The 16,955-nt window shown below is 45.9% G+C and carries 17 protein-coding genes; 9 read left to right on the forward strand and 8 right to left on the reverse strand.

The window, feature by feature from the left end:
• Positions 1–726, reverse strand: coding sequence for a carboxy-S-adenosyl-L-methionine synthase CmoA (cmoA, locus tag F8R13_RS06000; protein ID WP_371414911.1), 726 nt, complete (start codon positions 724–726; stop codon positions 1–3).
• A gap of 160 nt (positions 727–886) precedes the next feature.
• Between cmoA and F8R13_RS06005 the strand changes: the two genes are divergently transcribed.
• A complete protein-coding gene (locus tag F8R13_RS06005) occupies positions 887–1,435 on the forward strand; it encodes a hypothetical protein (RefSeq protein ID WP_152832582.1) in 549 nt (182 codons plus the stop codon).
• A gap of 284 nt (positions 1,436–1,719) precedes the next feature.
• Here the strand turns inward: F8R13_RS06005 and F8R13_RS06010 are convergent, their stop codons facing one another.
• The 3 genes from F8R13_RS06010 to F8R13_RS06020 are packed head-to-tail and all read right to left on the reverse strand — an operon-like array spanning position 1,720 to position 4,621.
• Complete coding sequence (locus F8R13_RS06010) at positions 1,720–2,901, reverse strand: murein transglycosylase domain-containing protein (protein WP_152832584.1); 1,182 nt, start codon at positions 2,899–2,901, stop codon at positions 1,720–1,722.
• Positions 2,902–2,908: 7 nt separating this feature from the next.
• A complete protein-coding gene (locus tag F8R13_RS06015) occupies positions 2,909–3,808 on the reverse strand; it encodes a DNA/RNA non-specific endonuclease (protein WP_152832586.1) in 900 nt (299 codons plus the stop codon).
• A 48-nt stretch (positions 3,809–3,856) separates the two neighbouring features.
• Complete coding sequence (locus F8R13_RS06020) at positions 3,857–4,621, reverse strand: methyltransferase domain-containing protein (protein ID WP_152832588.1); 765 nt, start codon at positions 4,619–4,621, stop codon at positions 3,857–3,859.
• 155 nt (positions 4,622–4,776) lie between these two features.
• On the opposite strand from F8R13_RS06020, the gene F8R13_RS06025 reads away from it, so the two are divergent.
• The 7 genes from F8R13_RS06025 to F8R13_RS06055 all read left to right on the forward strand — a co-directional run bounded on the left by F8R13_RS06025 (position 4,777) and on the right by F8R13_RS06055 (position 12,845).
• Entirely contained in the window at positions 4,777–5,280 is a 504-nt protein-coding gene (locus F8R13_RS06025; protein WP_152832590.1) for a hypothetical protein, read from the forward strand.
• A 154-nt stretch (positions 5,281–5,434) separates the two neighbouring features.
• Positions 5,435–6,427: a MoxR family ATPase gene (locus F8R13_RS06030; RefSeq protein ID WP_152832592.1), complete on the forward strand. Its 993-nt coding sequence runs from the start codon at positions 5,435–5,437 to the stop codon at positions 6,425–6,427.
• A 21-nt stretch (positions 6,428–6,448) separates the two neighbouring features.
• Positions 6,449–7,447 carry a DUF58 domain-containing protein gene (locus F8R13_RS06035; RefSeq protein ID WP_152832594.1) on the forward strand — a complete coding sequence of 333 codons (999 nt, stop codon included), beginning with the start codon at positions 6,449–6,451 and terminating at the stop codon, positions 7,445–7,447.
• The gene (locus F8R13_RS06040) at positions 7,447–8,127 is read left to right on the forward strand and encodes a hypothetical protein (RefSeq protein WP_152832596.1); all 681 of its coding nucleotides are present in this window, start codon (positions 7,447–7,449) and stop codon (positions 8,125–8,127) included. Before F8R13_RS06035 ends, F8R13_RS06040 begins: the two co-directional genes overlap by 1 nt.
• The gene (locus F8R13_RS06045; RefSeq protein ID WP_152832598.1) at positions 8,117–9,247 is read left to right on the forward strand and encodes a VWA domain-containing protein; all 1,131 of its coding nucleotides are present in this window, start codon (positions 8,117–8,119) and stop codon (positions 9,245–9,247) included. The genes F8R13_RS06040 and F8R13_RS06045 overlap by 11 nt, the downstream gene beginning before the upstream one ends.
• Positions 9,247–11,379, forward strand: coding sequence for a VWA domain-containing protein (locus tag F8R13_RS06050; RefSeq protein WP_152832600.1), 2,133 nt, complete (start codon positions 9,247–9,249; stop codon positions 11,377–11,379). The genes F8R13_RS06045 and F8R13_RS06050 overlap by 1 nt, the downstream gene beginning before the upstream one ends.
• On the forward strand, positions 11,373–12,845 hold the full coding sequence (locus F8R13_RS06055; RefSeq protein WP_152832602.1) for a BatD family protein: 1,473 nt from the start codon (positions 11,373–11,375) through the stop codon (positions 12,843–12,845). Before F8R13_RS06050 ends, F8R13_RS06055 begins: the two co-directional genes overlap by 7 nt.
• Positions 12,846–12,866: 21 nt before the next feature.
• On the opposite strand, the gene F8R13_RS06060 is transcribed toward F8R13_RS06055, so the two are convergent.
• The 4 genes from F8R13_RS06060 to F8R13_RS06075 all read right to left on the reverse strand — a co-directional run bounded on the left by F8R13_RS06060 (position 12,867) and on the right by F8R13_RS06075 (position 14,774).
• Positions 12,867–13,106, reverse strand: a complete 240-nt coding sequence (locus F8R13_RS06060; RefSeq protein WP_152832604.1) for a hypothetical protein — start codon at positions 13,104–13,106, stop codon at positions 12,867–12,869.
• Positions 13,107–13,133: 27 nt separating this feature from the next.
• Positions 13,134–13,556, reverse strand: coding sequence for a thioredoxin TrxC (trxC, locus tag F8R13_RS06065; RefSeq protein ID WP_152832606.1), 423 nt, complete (start codon positions 13,554–13,556; stop codon positions 13,134–13,136).
• 88 nt (positions 13,557–13,644) lie between these two features.
• Entirely contained in the window at positions 13,645–14,100 is a 456-nt protein-coding gene (locus F8R13_RS06070; RefSeq protein ID WP_152832608.1) for a hypothetical protein, read from the reverse strand.
• A 338-nt stretch (positions 14,101–14,438) separates the two neighbouring features.
• Positions 14,439–14,774 (reverse strand): hypothetical protein, encoded by a 336-nt coding sequence (locus F8R13_RS06075; protein ID WP_152832610.1) that lies wholly within the window; start codon positions 14,772–14,774, stop codon positions 14,439–14,441.
• A 235-nt stretch (positions 14,775–15,009) separates the two neighbouring features.
• Between F8R13_RS06075 and F8R13_RS06080 the strand changes: the two genes are divergently transcribed.
• Positions 15,010–16,955: retention module-containing protein (locus F8R13_RS06080; protein WP_172967712.1), on the forward strand; the 1,946-nt coding region annotated here is incomplete at its 3' end.

Consider the following 16,955-nt stretch of genomic DNA (forward strand, 5'->3'; position numbering starts at 1 on the left):
TTATTTAGATTTGATCGCTAAAAAGGAGACAAAGTTATAGGCTTGAAACCAAATGGAAGCCGAGCTGAAACCCGCGGCTTTCAAGCGTTCAAGGTGGGTTGCTTCGGTATCGCTAATCAACACGTTTTCCAGAGAGGCGCGCTTTTGCCCGATTTCCAGTTCCGAATAACCATTGGCTCTCTTGAATTGTAAATGCAGGTGTTCAATGGTCGCTTGGATTTCCGCTTGGTCAAAGTGGATTTTTTCCGACAAAATCAAAATGCCGCCCGGCTTCAAGCCTTGGTAAATCTCGTTAATCAACGCTTGGCGATCTTCGGGGGCGATGAACTGCAGCGTGAAGTTGATGACCACGACCGACGCATTTTCAATATCAATGGCCTGCATATCGTCACAAACCAGATTCACCGCAACATCCGAATGAAAGCCTAGGATATGTTCTTTCGCACGTTCAATCATCGCCTTGGAGTTATCTACGGCAATAATCTCGCAACCGTGCTTTGCCTTACGGCGCATGGTGATGGTTGCCGCGCCCAGCGAACAGCCCAAATCATAGAGTTTGGTATTCGGCTGGCAAAAAGCATCCGTCAGCTCGCCAATACCGGTCAAAATTGTTTGATAACCTGGTACCGAGCGTTGAATCATATCCGGAAAAACGGCAACCACCGATTCGTCGAACTGAAATGCGGCGAGGGCTTCATGTGGTTGAGCGTAAATGGTGTCTTTCACTAGTCTTTCTTCTGAAGTTAAACGAAATCAATATTGCCGCTTATTATAAAGGATTCGTCTGTTCGGCAAAACGGATTCGCAATTTTGACGATTGGTGATGAAAAATCTGTCAGGTTGGGAGTATCATTTTTATGTATAAAGTTAATTGAAGGGAGAAACTTTGACTATCTCAGTGACTATTGACAGTAATGCTTGGAATTTCCTATTTGACCACCAAATAGATCTTTATAAAGAATTGCCTCCGCAAGAATTTTCACTTTTCATAACACGTGAAGTTGAAATTGAAATAGGTGCAATAGAAGATGCGAAGGATGCTAGTGATAAGCAGCTCCTAATTCGATATATAAAAAACACTATAGCAAGCCGTAATGTAAGAAAAAAGGCAATCTTTTGCTTTGCAGAAGCAAATTCTTTAAAAACTGGTGCAGGCTTTGGTCATGGTACATTTCAATCAGATGATGAGCGCGAGTTTTACGGATTAGAAGAAACAAAAAAACAGATAGTAAATAAACCGAAAAAGGGTTCTGGATTGACTGCGAATTTAGCCGATGCATCGGTAGCAGTAAGTTCTTTAAATAGCGTAGTACTCACTTGTGATAGGAAGAAAGGGCCAATTAAAAATGTAACGGATTTAGGTGGAAAGGTGGTCTTTCTTTCAGATAATCTTTTAGAAACTCAACCATTAAAACAGGCTATTTTAAGCTGTTAAACACATTAATGTTGTGAGAGTTAAGACGCCTTACAATAACCTTATAGTATGTTTTTTTCATCTTGGGCGTCTTGTTACTTTCTTGCGTTGCCAAGAAAGTAACCAAAGAAGGCAACCCTGAAAATTCCCCCGATACTTCTAAACTCATTCACGCAAAATGGCGAACTCGCTGCGCTCAAACAGCGCCATTTTTAACGCGCTCACTTCATTAAGAAGTAGCGCGACGAATTTTCAATGGGATGTGTACAACACAAACTGATAGATTTTATGCATTTACCAGAAAATTATGCTTTTAGGTATTTGCTTTTGTTGCGCGTGACTTTTTGTATGTAGCGTCTGGCTTCTTCGTACTTGAGGTTTTTCACCAAGTGCCGGTAAACCTGTTGGCTGGAGAGTTGGTTGATTTTCTCCACCGCGCGCCCACGATCACGGTCGAAGGCCGCCAGTACATTTCCGCTCCCGGTGTTATAGGCGGCAATTACGCAGTATTCACGAGATTTTTCTTGTTTGACCGCACCTAAATATTTGGTGTCGAGAATATGCAAATACGCCGTACCCATTTCGATATTGTTATCCGGCTTGAACAGATAGTTTTTGCTCGGAGCGATGTCTTTGTTGTGAATCAATCGGTAAGCGTCACGACCGGCGGTTTGCGGCACGATTTGCATCAAGCCATAAGCTGGGATATGGCTCATAGCGTAAGGGTTGAAAGCACTTTCGGTTTCGATAATCGCATACACCAAAGCCGGCTCGATGTCGAAGCGTTTGCTTTGACGACCGACTTGAGTGGCATATTTTTTCTGCTGATTGGCGTCATGGTCTTTAACCATTTCGAAAGTGACGTAATGGCGTGGTTTGCCGTTATAAGTATCACTTTGGTAAGCGTGCGCCATCAGGTAATCGGCATAGCGATTAGCTCGCCACTGCGTGGTGACGGACTTTTGATCCTGGTCGACAACCAAGCCATATAAAAAGGGCTTTTTGCCGGTTTTCACCGATTTGGCGGATAGTAAATCAACGGTACTCGGGTCATCAGGTGTTAACAAGGTGCTGATGATGGCGGCTTTAAGTGCCGCCTTTTCGTTTTTATCGACAACCGTTTCCACGCGGATATGCCCGGTGGTGAAATTGATGATGGCTCGGCTTTGGTATTTATCGGTGTACTTGACATATTCCTTTTGCGACGCGATTTTTTTGTCGCCCCAAGTTTTTGCCAGCTCTTTCACCATTTTGTTGATTTGTTTGCGAACCAGGGAGTCGATTTGCGGAATGCCCGTGACCGGAATCTGAGAGGTCAATGCACTAGGCACATCACCGTTGTACAGCTGTTCTGCGGAGGTGAAGCTTCTGCGGACTTGTGTTGGCGTACAGCCGGCAAGTGCGCCGAGCACGCCTAAAGCCACGCCATTTTTAAGGAATTGTCTGCGGTTGAGTGCAAGTGGATTGTCGGTCTGTTTTTCAGGCATTTCCATTTCAATAACGGCTAGGTCGGTTCGCTACGGCTGGTAATCCCCAAGCATTGATGTTTGAGTGAGCTTCCAGCTTGTTTTCAACAGTATCGTTCAGTTTCCAGAAAAAGTCGATACCTGTCCGTTGCTCAACCTCGTCAATTGTTACCACATATTTCATCAAAGAATCATCCGGTTTTGCTGTCTGAGGCATGATAAACGCCAAGGCGATCGGGGGGTTTCCATCTACTGAAGGACGCACGAAAATTTTGTAGAACGCGGTTGGAATGGCGATGTCCGTGCCTTTCAGCATTTTCGGGTTTTGACTGAAAATAGGCCCGGTCACCACCCAAAATGACGGGAATTGTTTGGAAAAGACATCCGCACTGACTTCTTCCAGTCGTTGCCAGATTTTGGCGTTGAAGTTATGTTTTTGCGGCGTGATATTGGTCATGAGAAAGGTCTGTAGCTGAGCTTCACGACCATAACGGCTGCCGATGAGATAGTTGGGCGCCATGTGACCTCTGTCATAACCTGTTCGGCGATAGTCGTCACTGGTGACATGACGCAGGCTGCGCCAGTCAGCATGAAACTCGCCGCGCTTGCCGAGCTTTTTCTGGTTTTGCGTGACTTTGTAGGTGACCCAAAGCGGATTGCCGTACTTTTCCGAGTAACCAACCATGTAGCCATCGTTTCTCAAGGTGTGAGTGAGGTTTTGCCAATTGTTCTGTGTTTTCGGTACGCCCATATAGGCCATTTGGGGGCGAGCATATTCGGTTTCATAAACATATTTCAAGCCACCAATCAGCAGCGCGAACCCTAAAATCGTCGGCCACCAGAAAAAACTGATCTGCAAAATCTTCGGTTGCAGTTTGAGTTGTCTAAAAGCTTCTTTGAGTAATTGTTTCTGATACTTATGTTGCATGGTTGTAGTTTCTAAATTAAAAGCAAAAGGATTTACCGCACTAACTTTTTAGTCTTTTTTAGCAACCAAATGGATATAACGCCCCATATCGCGATAAGTCGGCATTCGGCAATATTGATATTCTAGGGCGAAGAGCTCTTCGGAATCAGATTTTTCCAGTACCTGGGGATTGAGGTAATCATGAAATACGCGGATACCGGTTTGCATCTCGATTTCAAACCCCCAGCTTTCAAGAGTGGCAATCACTTCATGCGGAAATTGTGGGTTCGGCGGCGTAAGGTTTTTGCCTTTGCCAATATAAGCGTCTTCAAGAATAAACTGCCAGCGCCATTCGCCTTTCAGGACATTGGTGTACACAAAAGCGTTGCGGTTATAAAACAGTAGCGATAGCGTGCCGCCCGTTTTGACTTTGTTAGCAACGGTTTTCAATGTTTCTAGAGGCGTAGCCAACCATTCCAGTACGGCGTGGAACAACACCAAATCAAACTCTGGTAATTCGGGCGCCAAATCTTGCGCCGCCCCATGTAAGAAGTCAGCGTTTAGCTTGGCTTCCGAAAAATTTTGTTCTGCCTTGTGCAGCATCTTTTTTGAGAGGTCACATAGCGTGACTTGATGCCCGGCTTCCGCCAGCCATTGTGATACCTGAGCAAAACCACAACCTGCATCCCATACGTTCAGATGGGATTGTTGAGATAGGTGGTCGAGGTCTTCTTTGAGCAGTTTCAGACGCCATTCGCCCTTAACGGTGTCATAAACCCGTTTTTCAAATTTGTGGACGAGGTTGTCGAAGTTACGGTCGGCTGGTTTTTTCATTTTTGAATCAGTTATTTTTAGGTCTCGCTATTTTACAGAAAACAAATTTGCAATCTGCAATTGAAATGGGTTCAATAGAGGTGAAGTTAGATTAAGCCTTATCCTTTTTCTTGTGTTATCAGGAGTTTAAAGTTTAGCAAAATGAGTCTGCAACGATGAATTTAGAAAGTACTTTGAACACTTGGAATGGTCATCCGGACGATCTTAAGTCCATTTACCGTCAATTTAAAATCCAGCCGGATTTTGTCATGCAGCTGTTGCCCTTGTTGAAACAAAAACAGCAACGGGGCGCGAGTGAGCTGTTGAAAATCTACCTTGGTAATCAAGGTCAGCTACCTGAAGGCTCAACCATCAGTATTTTAAAAAGTCTGTGCGTGACGCAAAGCTGGCAAACCCAGGAAAACCTGTTGGCGTGTTTACCTTTCTTGCATCCTTACCCCAAGCAGCAACAGGCCGCGCTGGTTCATTTTATTCATAACGCGTTGCACTCGTCCCACAAATCCGTCTCAGTGTTGGCGGAGCAAGCAGTCGCTGAGTATGAACAGGATTTTCCAGACCAGCCTTTTTCCCAATTTTTGTCGGAAGAAGAAAAGGCCATGGATGATGTTGCCGATCAAAAATCCAATGCTAGCCAGCAAATGACGGCATCGCTTTTCTGATTCTGCTGACGCCTTAACCCCCCAACCTGGCAGATTTTTAGTGCATTTACGATAGAGTAGCAAACGGTTTGCACAAAATAATTTTATCCGGCAACATTCATATTTGTGTGAAAATAAGAAGTTACTTATACCTAAGTTAACGAATAGGAAATTTATGGCTAGCCAAGCGGAATTTAAACAACTTAAAACCCATTTACAAAAAGTAATCGTAGGTCAGGAGTCTCTGTTGGAGCGTTTGATGATTGCGATGCTGACAGGGGGACATTTGCTGTTGGAAGGACCGCCGGGTTTGGCAAAAACCACTGCGGTTAAAACTTTGGCTGAAGCGGTTAAGGCGAGCTTTCAACGTATTCAGTTCACCCCGGATTTGATGCCGGGTGATGTGATGGGATCGGATATTCTTGATCCGCAATCCGGGCAGCTCAATTTCGTTAAAGGCCCTATTTTCAATGAAATCGTATTAGCGGATGAAATCAACCGTGCGCCGCCAAAGGTGCAGTCTGCATTGCTCGAAGCCATGGCTGAGAAGCAGGTAACTGCAGGTGGTAAAACGCGCATGCTACCGGATTTATTTATTGTTATGGCAACGCAAAACCCGCTTGAACAGAGCGGCACTTATCCGCTTCCGGAAGCACAACTTGACCGTTTTATGCTGCATGTGGTGTTGGATTATCCGACTGATGAAGAAGAGCTGGAAATCCTTCGTCGTGACCGTTCGCATCACTTTGGTGAAGATAAGGAACAGTTAAATGCTTTCTTGACGCCGGAGATGGTCTTGACCGCACGCCATAAAATTTCCGAGCAATATGTCTCGCCTGAAGTGGAAAGATACATGGTCGATTTGACTGCCGCGACGCGTAAACTTGAAACCTATGATGCTTCTTTGGCGGGCATTGTCGAAATCGGTGCTTCGCCTCGTGCGACGCTGTCATTGCTGCATAGTGCCAGCGCTTATGCTTGGCTGCAAGGTCGTGATTTTGTCACGCCGGACGATGCGATTGCGATGTTACCGGATATTCTAAGACATCGTATCCGTGTCAGTTTTTCGGGTCGTGCACAACAATGGACGGAAGATTCGGTGATTGCCGAAATCATCAAACGCGTTCCCGTGCCGATGGCTCAGACCGCACAAACTGCTGCTCAATAAACCGTTTACGTTAGGTTCCTCATGTCATCAAAGTCGGTGTTGTTCAATTTTAATCGTCTGTCGGATTGGTTGCGTCAGTTATTCAAGCCTGTGCAGCCTGATACGGTGGCCGTTAGGCAACCGATTTTATCGCAAAAAGACATTCATCAACTGGGTGAAATGTTATCGCAAATGGTGCCGAAAGCCACACCGAATCCAAAAGCCAGTGAGTCCCTGAAGCAGGGCGAGCAGGGCAGTCGTTTTCTAGGGTCCGGCATGGAATATGAAGAAAGCCGTCTCTATCAACCGGGTGATGAAGTCCGCCGAATCAACTGGCGTTTGATGGCGCGCACAGGGCAAGCCTATACCAAACTCTTTCAGGAAGAGCGCCAGGAGAGTTGGACGTTGCTCGTCGATCAACGTCAGTCGATGCGCTTCGGTACCCAGCAGCGATTAAAGGTGACGCAAGCGGTGCGTGTTGCCGGATATTATGCATGGCAAGCACAAATGGCAGGGTTGCCGGTAGATGCCATTCGTTTGGCGGAAACGGTGAAATCCACGCCGATTTTTGAAGGACGTAGCAGCTATGAACAGTTGATGGAGTTCTTATCGGTGCCTCAGCCGCCGATGACCGTGACAAAAGAACCGCGTCTGCATGATGAATTGTTGGAGTGTCAGAAACGCCTGCAAGTCGGTTCACGCCTTATCATTATCAGTGATTTTCAAGATTTGGATGACGCTACCCTCAATGTGATGGCGGCGTTACAGCAGAAAGTTATGCTTAAAGCGGTGTTGGTCTATGATGCGGTTGAAAAGCAACTGCCGGCGATTTCCGGGCTTAAGTTGCAAGGGTTGAATGGCCAAACTCAGGCGCATAGTCTGACGCATCAGGATTATGTCGCCTATGAAGCCTGGGCAAGCCAATATTTTGAAACCTTGCGTCAAAAGTTGTCTCGCGTGGGCGTGACATTGATTGAGATTTCGACACAAGATGACTTGTTGAACCTACACCGTCATGTCGGTTTTGCGGGGGCGGCGTGATGCATACTCAACGCTCAGTGAAACGCCTTTGGTCTCAAATCCCTTTTGCGGCAGCAAGCCTGCCGGTATTTTTCTTTTCCAATAGCGTTGCCGCGCAAGATGCGCCTGCAACTACGGATTTAGCCAGCCCGGCTCAGGGCTTGGCTGCACAATTGATTGATATCGAGTTGCCGAGCCAGCCGGGAACGAACTGGTGGTTGTGGCTGGAAATCGGCTTGATTGCATTCGGGGCGTTGGTCTTGCTGGGCGTGCTTTACTGGCTGCGTAATCGTTACTGGAGACGCTTTCATCTTCGCTGGCAGTTGAAAGATTTGAGCGGTCATTGGGTTAAACAATCAACGATTGATGACCAAGATGAAGGTCGTGAAGAAGCCCTAAAACTATTCCAAATTTTCGATGATGCCAGACGCCATCAGCTTTTATTGGCGGAGGATGTGTTGAATTTAAAGCAAGCGTTAGAGCCATTATGTTTCAGTCGTAGTCATGCTTCACGTGAAACATTGGTTGCTACTTTGCAGGCTTTGAAACAAGCTTTGAATGCGCATGAAAAACATCAGTTGAAAACCTTGCCCAGTGTGGTGGCATACAAAGGGCGTACGGTGGTGACGTTCATAGTGTCACGGGTTCAGCGGAAAACTGCGAAAATCGAGACTAACCAAGGAGAGCATCATGGTCAGTGATGGCATGACTTGGGCGGCATTTTGGCAGGAGATTCCACAGTGGTCGAGTTGGATTTTTCAACACCCAATGGCCTTGGTTTTGGTTGGGCTGGCACCGGTTTTGACATTGATTTTCTGGGTTGCCTCAAAAGGCAAGGCGTGCCTATCAGGACAAAGTGATTGGGATAAAGCCGCGGAAATGAAATCCATGTCTTTCCGTCACCCTTTGATTGACCGTATGCATTGGATTGTACAACCGCAAGCCAAGTCGAGTTTTTGGCGCTGGGCACTGCAAGCGCTACGCTGGGTCATCTTAGCGCTATTGGCGATTGCTTTGGCAAGCCCCGTGAAAGAAGTGCCTTTGCCACCCGAGCCGCAAACCAAAACGGTGCGGGATTTGGTGTTTGTGATTGAGTCTTCCGCGAGCTTTCTGTTGCCTGACTATGAAATGAATGGTCAACCGACCACGCGCATGGCGGTGGTGAAATCAGTATTGGATCAGTTTGTGTCCGGATTGCAGGGTAATCGTTTCAGCTTCATCGTTTATGCTGAGCAAGCATTCACTTTAATGCCATTGACCACCGATGCCGTCACGGCGAGGTTGATGCTCAAACGTCTGAGACCTTACCTTGCCGGTCGCACCGATGAAGGCGCTGGTGAAGCTTTGGGGTTAGGGCTTCAGCAAACTGAAAACTCGACGAAAACCACACAAAAACGCGTCGTGATTTTTATCTCGGATGGGCAATCCCGTGCCAGCCGGATTCCTCTGGACGACGCCATCACTTATGCGCAGGGCTTGAATGTGCCTATTTACACTATCGGAATCGGTGCGGGCAGCGCAAAAGCCGACAAACGCGCGTTTACCGGCTTGCTTTATCAACCCTTGAAAAGTGGCATGTTGAAACATTTAGCGGCTGAAACCGGTGGGCGCTACTATCAGGTAAATGGTGAAGCCAGCTTACAGAAAGTATTGCAGGCCATTGACCAAACCGAAGGTGCACAACTGGAAACCCCGCAGAAGAAAACCGCGAAAATTGAACTCTATCCTTATTTTGTGGCTTTGGCTTTGATGGTGTTTGTGTTTTATTTTGCGTTGGTGCAACTGTTGGCGAAACGCTTGCAGATTGAGGAGGTGGCTTAATGTTGAGTTGGTTAACCTCCGCAGAAAACCATCTGGTGTTGTTATTCAATGATGTTTGGGCGTTGATCTGGCCGGAAGGGTGGGAATGGCGCGACGCACAAACCTTGTGGTTTATGCTGGTACCCGTCGTTTGGTGGTTGATTGCTTATGTAATTAAAAAACGTCAAACGGCGCACTACGCAGATGCCGATTTATTGCCCTGGGTGAAAGCTGACGCTGCGGCACGCAATGGATTAAACGCTTCTGCTAATTTGAGTGATGGCGAGGGTGAGAGTGCTACCCCCCAACCTGGCAGATTTTTCTCGCCTTACCCCTTCGGGCGGCGAGTTCTTGGTTTATGGCATTTTATCCAGCACGGCTTTGGTAGATTGGTATCGCCAATGACATTCCTATCCTTCGCCTGGATTGCCATGATTATTGCCCTGGCGGGGCCAAGAAGTGCGATTCCTGCGCCAAATGAATCGTCTCGTGCGGGCGTGGATATCTTGATAGGTCTGGATGTCTCCCGTTCTATGTTGGTGCAGGACATGGGCGGGAATCGTTTTATTTTTAGCCGCGCTTTGATTGAATCTTTATTGAACCGTTTAGAACCGAATGATCGTGTTGGCCTGATGGTATATGCCGGAAAACCGCACTTGGTGTCGCCGCTAACGTTTGATAGAGCGTTATTCAAACATTATCTGAGTTTAGTGCGCCCGGGGATGCTACCGACCAGAGGGTCGCAGATTTATCCGGCATTGGATTTTGGTTTGAAACATCTTAAGCAAACCGCCGGCAAGGCACAGGTATTGGTGATGTTAACCAATGGTGAACCTGTCGAGTACGAGCCGCAAACGCTACCGGAAGATTTGGCGAAAAGAAGTGACAAGACATCAGACAAGGGCGCGTCAGACACGAAAGTGATTTTGGTCGGCGTTGGTAAAAACGCTGCCAGCCGTATTCCTGAGTTTACCGACCCAACCGGCTATTTGCATGCTTTTGGCAAATTGGTGACGTCTCGTTTGGAAGCGGACTTCTTGAAAAAACTTGCCGGACAAGTGGGTGGCGAGTATCTGCAAGCAACCAATCAAGGTGCCTTTTTGCAGCAGTTATTGGGTGCGGTAACGGAGCAAGCGCAAAAACGTACCATCGTGTCTTCAACGCCGATTTGGCAAGATCATGCTTGGCCATTTGAGTTGGCCGCCTTTATTTTACTGGTGCTGGCGTTTTATCCGATCAAATTGAGGTCAGAGGTTTCCAGCTCGGTTGGCGTACTGGCGGTTGGGTTGATTTCCGTAAGTTTATTGGGTTTACCAACCCCTTCACAGGCGCAAGATGATGTGGCGTCTCCATCAGCGGATTTAAGTGCCAGCCAACAAATCTCCAAACAACAGCGGGCATACCAGGCCTTCCAATCGAATGAGTTTGATTTGTCCGAGCAGCTTTATGATGGCTTGAATCAATATGATGGGTGGTTTGGTGCTGGAGACGCCGCCTATAGGGCAGCAGACTATGAATCGGCGGTGCTGTATTTTACGCAGGCTGCTGTTGGCGGTCGAAATGATCAGGAACGCGCTCAGGCATTGTTTAATTTGGGGAATACTTTTTTCAAGTCCAACTTATTTCCGCAGGCAATAGAAGCTTATGAACAAGCCTTGGTTTATCTACCTGATTACGATAAAGCCAAACACAACCTTGAGTTGGCGAAAAAGATGCAGCGCCAGCAAAGGAAAGGCAAGCAGCAAAACGATGAAAAGGGTAATGGAAGCGGTAGAGGGGATCAGTCCCGTGATGCGGAAGGCAGCTTTTATGGCGGGCAAAAGCCAAATAATGACCCAGGCAAAGGCGTTTCAGGGGATTCACAGAAGGGAGAAAAACAGGCAAAAGACTTTGTTTTGCCGGACGAAGAAGATCGTACTGATTTCCGTTTAAAACCATCTGAAAAGCTACAGGCTACTGATAAGGCTGAAGAGACTGCGAATGCGATTTTGGACCAGCAAAAACGCAGAAGAACCATTGAGAAATTCGAGCAAAAAATGCAACAGGTACAAGATAAACAGTCTTTGTTATTACAACACCTTTTTGAGCGTGAAGAAGGCTTTCAGGCTGAGCAAGAGCAGGCGCATGATCTGCCGGGAGTGAAGCCATGGTAATGAAATGGACAAGTGTGTTGAAACCTCATTTATGGCTTGGGTTAGCATTATCGCTAGTGGTGATGTCAGCAAACGCTGACAGTGTGAACCTGTCGCCGTTGCAAATTACATTGGGCGAGCCGGTAACCCTTATTTTGAAAGGGCACAACATAGAAAGTGACTTTACAAAATTCGATAAAGAAAGGATTCGCAAGCAGTTTGAAATCTATGATGTGGATGGGGACTCGGATTACATGCGGTTGGTGCTTTATCCACGCCAAGCAGGGGACGCGCATTTCCCTGCTATCCATATCGGTAGCTTGCAGTTCGATGGCGCAGTGGTTCGAGTTGACCCGAATAGTGATGTGACCATTGAATGGCAGCCTCCTAAAAACGTAGCTTATATGAATCAGTTGCAAAGCTGGAAAGCGCTAGTCAAAACTTCTGATCCGAGTTTGGGTGCGCGTATGCTTTTGCATCCACATGCCAATGACAAGGTGACGCATATTTTCACTGAACAACCGGTTGGCGGTAATCAACGTTGGTTGGGAAATCAGCGTATGTTTCAAATGCTGGTGGGAAGCGAGCAGCCTGGTAAGGTGAAGGTACGCACACCTATCGTTGAGGTGCAAAATACGGGTAACGGACGCCCTTGGTTATTTTTTGATGACACCCAGTGGATTCACGTGAAACCTTTGCCAAGTTATCTGCCGGTTGCCATGCCGATAGGAAAGGTCTCATTGATGCCTAGCAAGCTAAGTTTCTGGCAGGTAGAAAACCAACAGCTGGATTGGGAGTTAACGGTAAAAGGTGAAAATTTGGATCCAAACACCTTGCCGGATCCTACCAGTCAGTTTGCCTATAATCATGCGGTTGAATGGTTGATGCCAGATCAGAACAAACATGAGCAGTGGACGGAAAGCGGATTGATATCGAAGAGATTGATTAAGCAGCCGTTGCGCTTTGTTTCATTAGGATTGATTCGATTACCAGATATCAGAGTCACTTATTTCGACCCTGCTTCTGGTAAGCTCGTTGATCAATTTATATCCGGTCAATGGGTGTTTTCTGTTCCTAGAGTCGTCTATTGGCTGATGAATGCGTTGTTCTATGGGCTTGTTGTTTTTCTATTATTGTTGCTGCTGTGGATGTTTATGGATGCGTGGCATAAATGGCGTTTGGTTGTGGCCATTAAACAGGCAAAAAACCGAGATGAGATCTGGCAAGCTCTTGTAACCTGGACGGTGTCGCAGTTTGGCTCGGAAGTGAAAAACTTGAGCTTTGGGCAGTGGGAGAAGAAAATTCGTACGCATTATGGAGACGCATCATCGCTGTTTGAGCTAGTTCGTGCTTTGGATAAAAACCATTTTAGTCTGGATGATGAAGATGTAAGGAGTCTGGCATTGGGATGGGCGAAGTCGTTGCCGGTGTTTAAGTGGCAACGCGTTCGTGACCGAGTTCTGGCTTTTAAGCTAAAGCGCGCTTAAACACCTTTAGATCATACCTATTTATAGGTTTCTTAAGGTTTTCCAGTACTTTGAGAAGGCTATGCTAAGCGCATAAATCAAAGCAACGATGATAATGACTTGTCCAGCAATGGCCAAGCCATTAGAAAATGCATTTTCACGAATCAAGCTTGGAAACATCAGAAATAACCCAATCACTAATCCTATCGAAATCGTTTTTACTGCAATTTTGACGATGCTTTTCGTTAAGAGTCTTTTATGTTCGGTTGAGCCGATTTCCATAAAGCGTTTCCTTGGTGGCGGTGAATATTAAATGGACTGTTTGACCCATTGTACAAAGTTTTGCAGAGGCATCGCACCTGATTGTCGAGCGATCTCTTTTCCGTTTTTGAAAATGGCGAGTGTCGGGATTGATCGAATATTAAATTTCCCGGCAATTTGCTGCTCGACTTCTGTATTGATTTTGACAAGCTTGGCATAAGGTTCTAGCTGTTGTGCGGCCTGGGAAAAAGTAGGGGCAAACATCTTACAAGGCCCACACCATGGCGCCCAGAAATCTACCACAATCGGCTGATCGGTTTTGTCGATGGCTCGCATTAATTGTTCACCCGTCATTTCCACGGGTGTTCCGGTAAATAAAGGTTGTTTGCATTTTCCGCAAGAAGGGGATTGACTCAACTTTTCATCAGGAATGCGATTCAATCCACCGCAATGTGGGCACATAATAATCATGTTTTTTCCTTTCAAGTGACTTCGTTTGGCAAATTTATAAGGGCGTTGCTTTCATTATTCAAGTGTCACGGAAAAGGTCTGATAGGTTTTAATCCAGCCAGTCAGGTTTGGGGCTTTCACGTCTGCCGGCTTCAAACCCTTCGTTGACAAAACCATGCAGCGTAAGGTCATGGCAATGAATCAACTCAATGAGTTTAGGGTCTTCTGCGGTGAGTGTTGCTTGCACGCCGTTTTCAATAGCTTCGTAATGCATGTTGATTTGGTCTTTGTATTCAAATAATGCTGCAAACAATGGGTCCCAAGAGCGAATGGCTCTGCCCATGCCAAAGCGCTTTTCCATACCGACTACGTGATCTTGCAGTACTTTTGCCAGCTCTGAATTTTGAGAAGTGGTCGTGGCGATAATGCCATTGTCGATTTTTTGCGTGTGGCGCTCTAGCTGACTGTGGTGTTCAAGTAATTTTGAAAAAAGTGCCTGGTCTTGTTTGTGTTGTTCGTCGGTGCCATGACCATGACGATAAGGTTTACCATGAACGGTTTCCATAGAAAGTCCTTGTGTTGCGAAATGAAGGAGTATTTTAAGAGATTTTTCAAAAAAAAGCGCCGAATAAATCGGCGCGATTTTCAACTGAGGAGCATATTCAAATAAGCTTAGGAGGTCTTAATTGAATATTATTTGAGTTAATGAAATTAGGTTTCGGAGAAACCCAGTTAACGACAATCCATATTCGTTAACCTGAAATAAAGTTTACGCTTAAATTTAATAAAAGAGATTTGAGGGAGTGTGAAATTGTATTGAAGAAAGCTGACTAGATGCTAAAAGCCTTCGCCTAACGCTGAATAAATCAGCGCCAAGGCGATGGAATAGGAGGATTGTTGTTTTTATTTTTGATTAGTTGAATTTAGTACGTTGTAATTAGCTTGCGCCTGAAAATTAGCAGAATAGGTCAACCCATTGGTTGTCTCGCCTTTTTCTGCTGCTTCAGTGCTGGCAGAATCTTTTTCGTTCACTCTACGGTTTTTCGCCAAATTGAGGTAGTCTGATTGCAACGACTGATTTTTATCCGAAAGTGTAACGGTTGAATTACCTGCAGAAGAGGAAGTTGTAGTCGATTTTTCTGTGACTTTAGGTTCTTTTGCCGCCGTATCAGATAACCCATTAGACTGCATATAAGTGGCTTGGGTCGCACTTGCTAAAACAGGATTAACATTGTTCATAACAGCATTCCTTTTGCATATCAGAATTGTGCATATCTCGCACATTTCCTTTGAGTATCAATTTCAATTATAAGAAAAAAATAAAAAAAGTCTAGTTGCTTCAATTAGTTAGTAGTTTTTAGAAAGCAAACGGCAGAAAAAAGGGGGAATATTGTCCCTGAGTACAATAGATTTTGGTTGACGAAGATTTTATAGTGCTTTTACTGAGTAAAAAAGCATGAGCTGGAGAAGTCTAATGGCTGCAAGTAATTCTGTTGTAATCGGTCGAGTTGGAGAAATTACCGGGGTAGTTTACATCAAACTTCCTTCTGGGGAGTTGGTACAACTTAAAGAAGGGATGGTTGTCCACGCTGACGACGTTATTGTGACGGCTGATGGTGGATCCATTTTAATCTATTTGGCTGATGGTACAGTTTTCACTCTGGGGCAAAATTCTGTTGCCCGTCTAGACGACGATGTTATGCCAAGAGCAACGGCTGAAGAATTGCAAGCTCAGAACCAGGATGACGTTAAAGACCTGGCTCAGAAGGTTCTTTCTGGTCATGCCGACGACTTGAGTGCGACCGCTGCCGGTGAAAACGGACAGCCACTATCTTCTTCTTCTCAGACGCCAGATGCTGTTCAAGCTGATAGAGCACAAGGGAACGTCACCAGTGGATTTGATACTGGAACTCCTGATGGGCAAGGCAATGGACAGCCTGATGATCAAACCGGAAACAGTCAAAACAGCTTTTTTACGACTCAGCAAGCTGTTTTCTCGGTTTCTCTTGATATTGACAGAATTACCTCAGATAGCTTGGTTAATGCGCAAGAAGCCAATGGCACGATTAATGTTACCGGTACGGTTACTGGGTTGAATCTAGATCACGGTACAGTCACGCTTACAGTTAATGGGAAAAATTATTCAGGAACTTACGGTTCGGATGGGAAATATTCTATTGCCGTTCCTGGAACCGATTTTGTCAATGATTCCGACCAAATTGTACAGGCTACGACAACCGGATTTAATCAGCAGGGTGAGCAAGCAACCAGTACTTCGACAGAATTCTATTTGATTGATACCAGTGCGGGCCGTGTTTATATAGATCCGATTACTGGAGACAATATCGTTGCCGGTAACGAAGACAAGAGTGTCACCATTAGTGGTAGTACACGCTCCATTGCTGCCGGGCAAACCGTTACGATTGAAGTACAAGACTCAAGTGGCAATGTTCTTTTTGACTCAACAACCTTGCCGTCTAGTCAACAGCCAACCGTAGGGGTTGATGGTAAATGGTCTATTACTGGCGTTGATATGAGTAGTTGGCCGGATGATGCAAACTACAAAGTCATTGCCAATTCAGTTGATTCTTCTGGTAACCCAGCCATTAAAGGTGAAGAAGACTTCACAACGCGCGTGACGCAAGATGACTCTATCATTATTCAAGAAAACACCGTTGCCAATGGAAATGTATTGGCGAATGACAGCAACCCCAATAATACGTTGAAAGTCGCTAGTTTCACTATTTCTGGAGATTCCACAACGCATAATGCGGGTGATTCCGTCACCATTTCAGGTGTAGGGCAGATGACCCTAAATGCAGATGGTAGTTATACCTTTACGCCTGTGCATGATTGGGATGGCACCGTTCCTCAAATTACTTACACCACGAACTCCGATGATAGCAGTAAGCTTGACATAAAAGTTGAGCCGGCGGGTAGTGTCCATGTTGGTACGGTCACGATTGATCCTGTTACTCAGGACAATGTTGTTAACGCATCTGAAGCTGGTAACAATATCACAGTAACAGGTACAGCATCGGGCGGTGAAATCAAGTCTGGTGATACGGTTACTATGGTTATCAATGGTACGACATATACTGGCACGGTTGGTACTGACAATAAATGGAGTGCAAGTGTTAAAGGTTCTGATTTGGAAGCAGATTCAGATAAAACGTTCACGGCAACCGTTACCTCAAAAGATTCTTCCGGCGCTACAGTTATTAGTAATGCAGATCATACCTACAGTGTTGATACTCAAATTGGTACACCAGGCCATACGGGTAGCGATGCGGTGAGCATAGACAGCATCACGCAAGACACCGGCAGCAACACAAGCGACTTCAAGACAAGTGATCAGACCTTGTCAGTCAGTGGTAAAGCCTACCTAGAGACAGGAGACACCCTAACGGTGAGCTTCAA

The organism is Hydrogenovibrio sp. JE_KL2, from assembly GCF_009296185.1.
In the GTDB taxonomy this organism is placed as follows: Bacteria; Pseudomonadota; Gammaproteobacteria; order Thiomicrospirales; family Thiomicrospiraceae; genus Hydrogenovibrio.

Excerpts from the sequence above, each read along its gene's own strand:
- F8R13_RS06045 (WP_152832598.1), top strand. The coding sequence starts at position 8,117 with ATGGTCAGTGATGGCATGACTTGGGCGGCATTTTGGCAGGAGATTCCA.
- F8R13_RS06015 (WP_152832586.1), bottom strand. The coding sequence starts at position 3,808 with ATGCAACATAAGTATCAGAAACAATTACTCAAAGAAGCTTTTAGACAA.
- F8R13_RS06075 (WP_152832610.1), bottom strand. The coding sequence starts at position 14,774 with ATGAACAATGTTAATCCTGTTTTAGCAAGTGCGACCCAAGCCACTTAT.
- F8R13_RS06035 (WP_152832594.1), top strand. The coding sequence starts at position 6,449 with ATGTCATCAAAGTCGGTGTTGTTCAATTTTAATCGTCTGTCGGATTGG.
- F8R13_RS06060 (WP_152832604.1), bottom strand. The coding sequence starts at position 13,106 with ATGGAAATCGGCTCAACCGAACATAAAAGACTCTTAACGAAAAGCATC.
- F8R13_RS06070 (WP_152832608.1), bottom strand. The coding sequence starts at position 14,100 with ATGGAAACCGTTCATGGTAAACCTTATCGTCATGGTCATGGCACCGAC.
- F8R13_RS06055 (WP_152832602.1), top strand. The coding sequence starts at position 11,373 with ATGGTAATGAAATGGACAAGTGTGTTGAAACCTCATTTATGGCTTGGG.
- F8R13_RS06050 (WP_152832600.1), top strand. The coding sequence starts at position 9,247 with ATGTTGAGTTGGTTAACCTCCGCAGAAAACCATCTGGTGTTGTTATTC.
- F8R13_RS06010 (WP_152832584.1), bottom strand. The coding sequence starts at position 2,901 with ATGCCTGAAAAACAGACCGACAATCCACTTGCACTCAACCGCAGACAA.
- F8R13_RS06030 (WP_152832592.1), top strand. The coding sequence starts at position 5,435 with ATGGCTAGCCAAGCGGAATTTAAACAACTTAAAACCCATTTACAAAAA.
- F8R13_RS06025 (WP_152832590.1), top strand. The coding sequence starts at position 4,777 with ATGAATTTAGAAAGTACTTTGAACACTTGGAATGGTCATCCGGACGAT.
- trxC (WP_152832606.1), bottom strand. The coding sequence starts at position 13,556 with ATGATTATTATGTGCCCACATTGCGGTGGATTGAATCGCATTCCTGAT.
- F8R13_RS06040 (WP_152832596.1), top strand. The coding sequence starts at position 7,447 with ATGCATACTCAACGCTCAGTGAAACGCCTTTGGTCTCAAATCCCTTTT.
- F8R13_RS06020 (WP_152832588.1), bottom strand. The coding sequence starts at position 4,621 with ATGAAAAAACCAGCCGACCGTAACTTCGACAACCTCGTCCACAAATTT.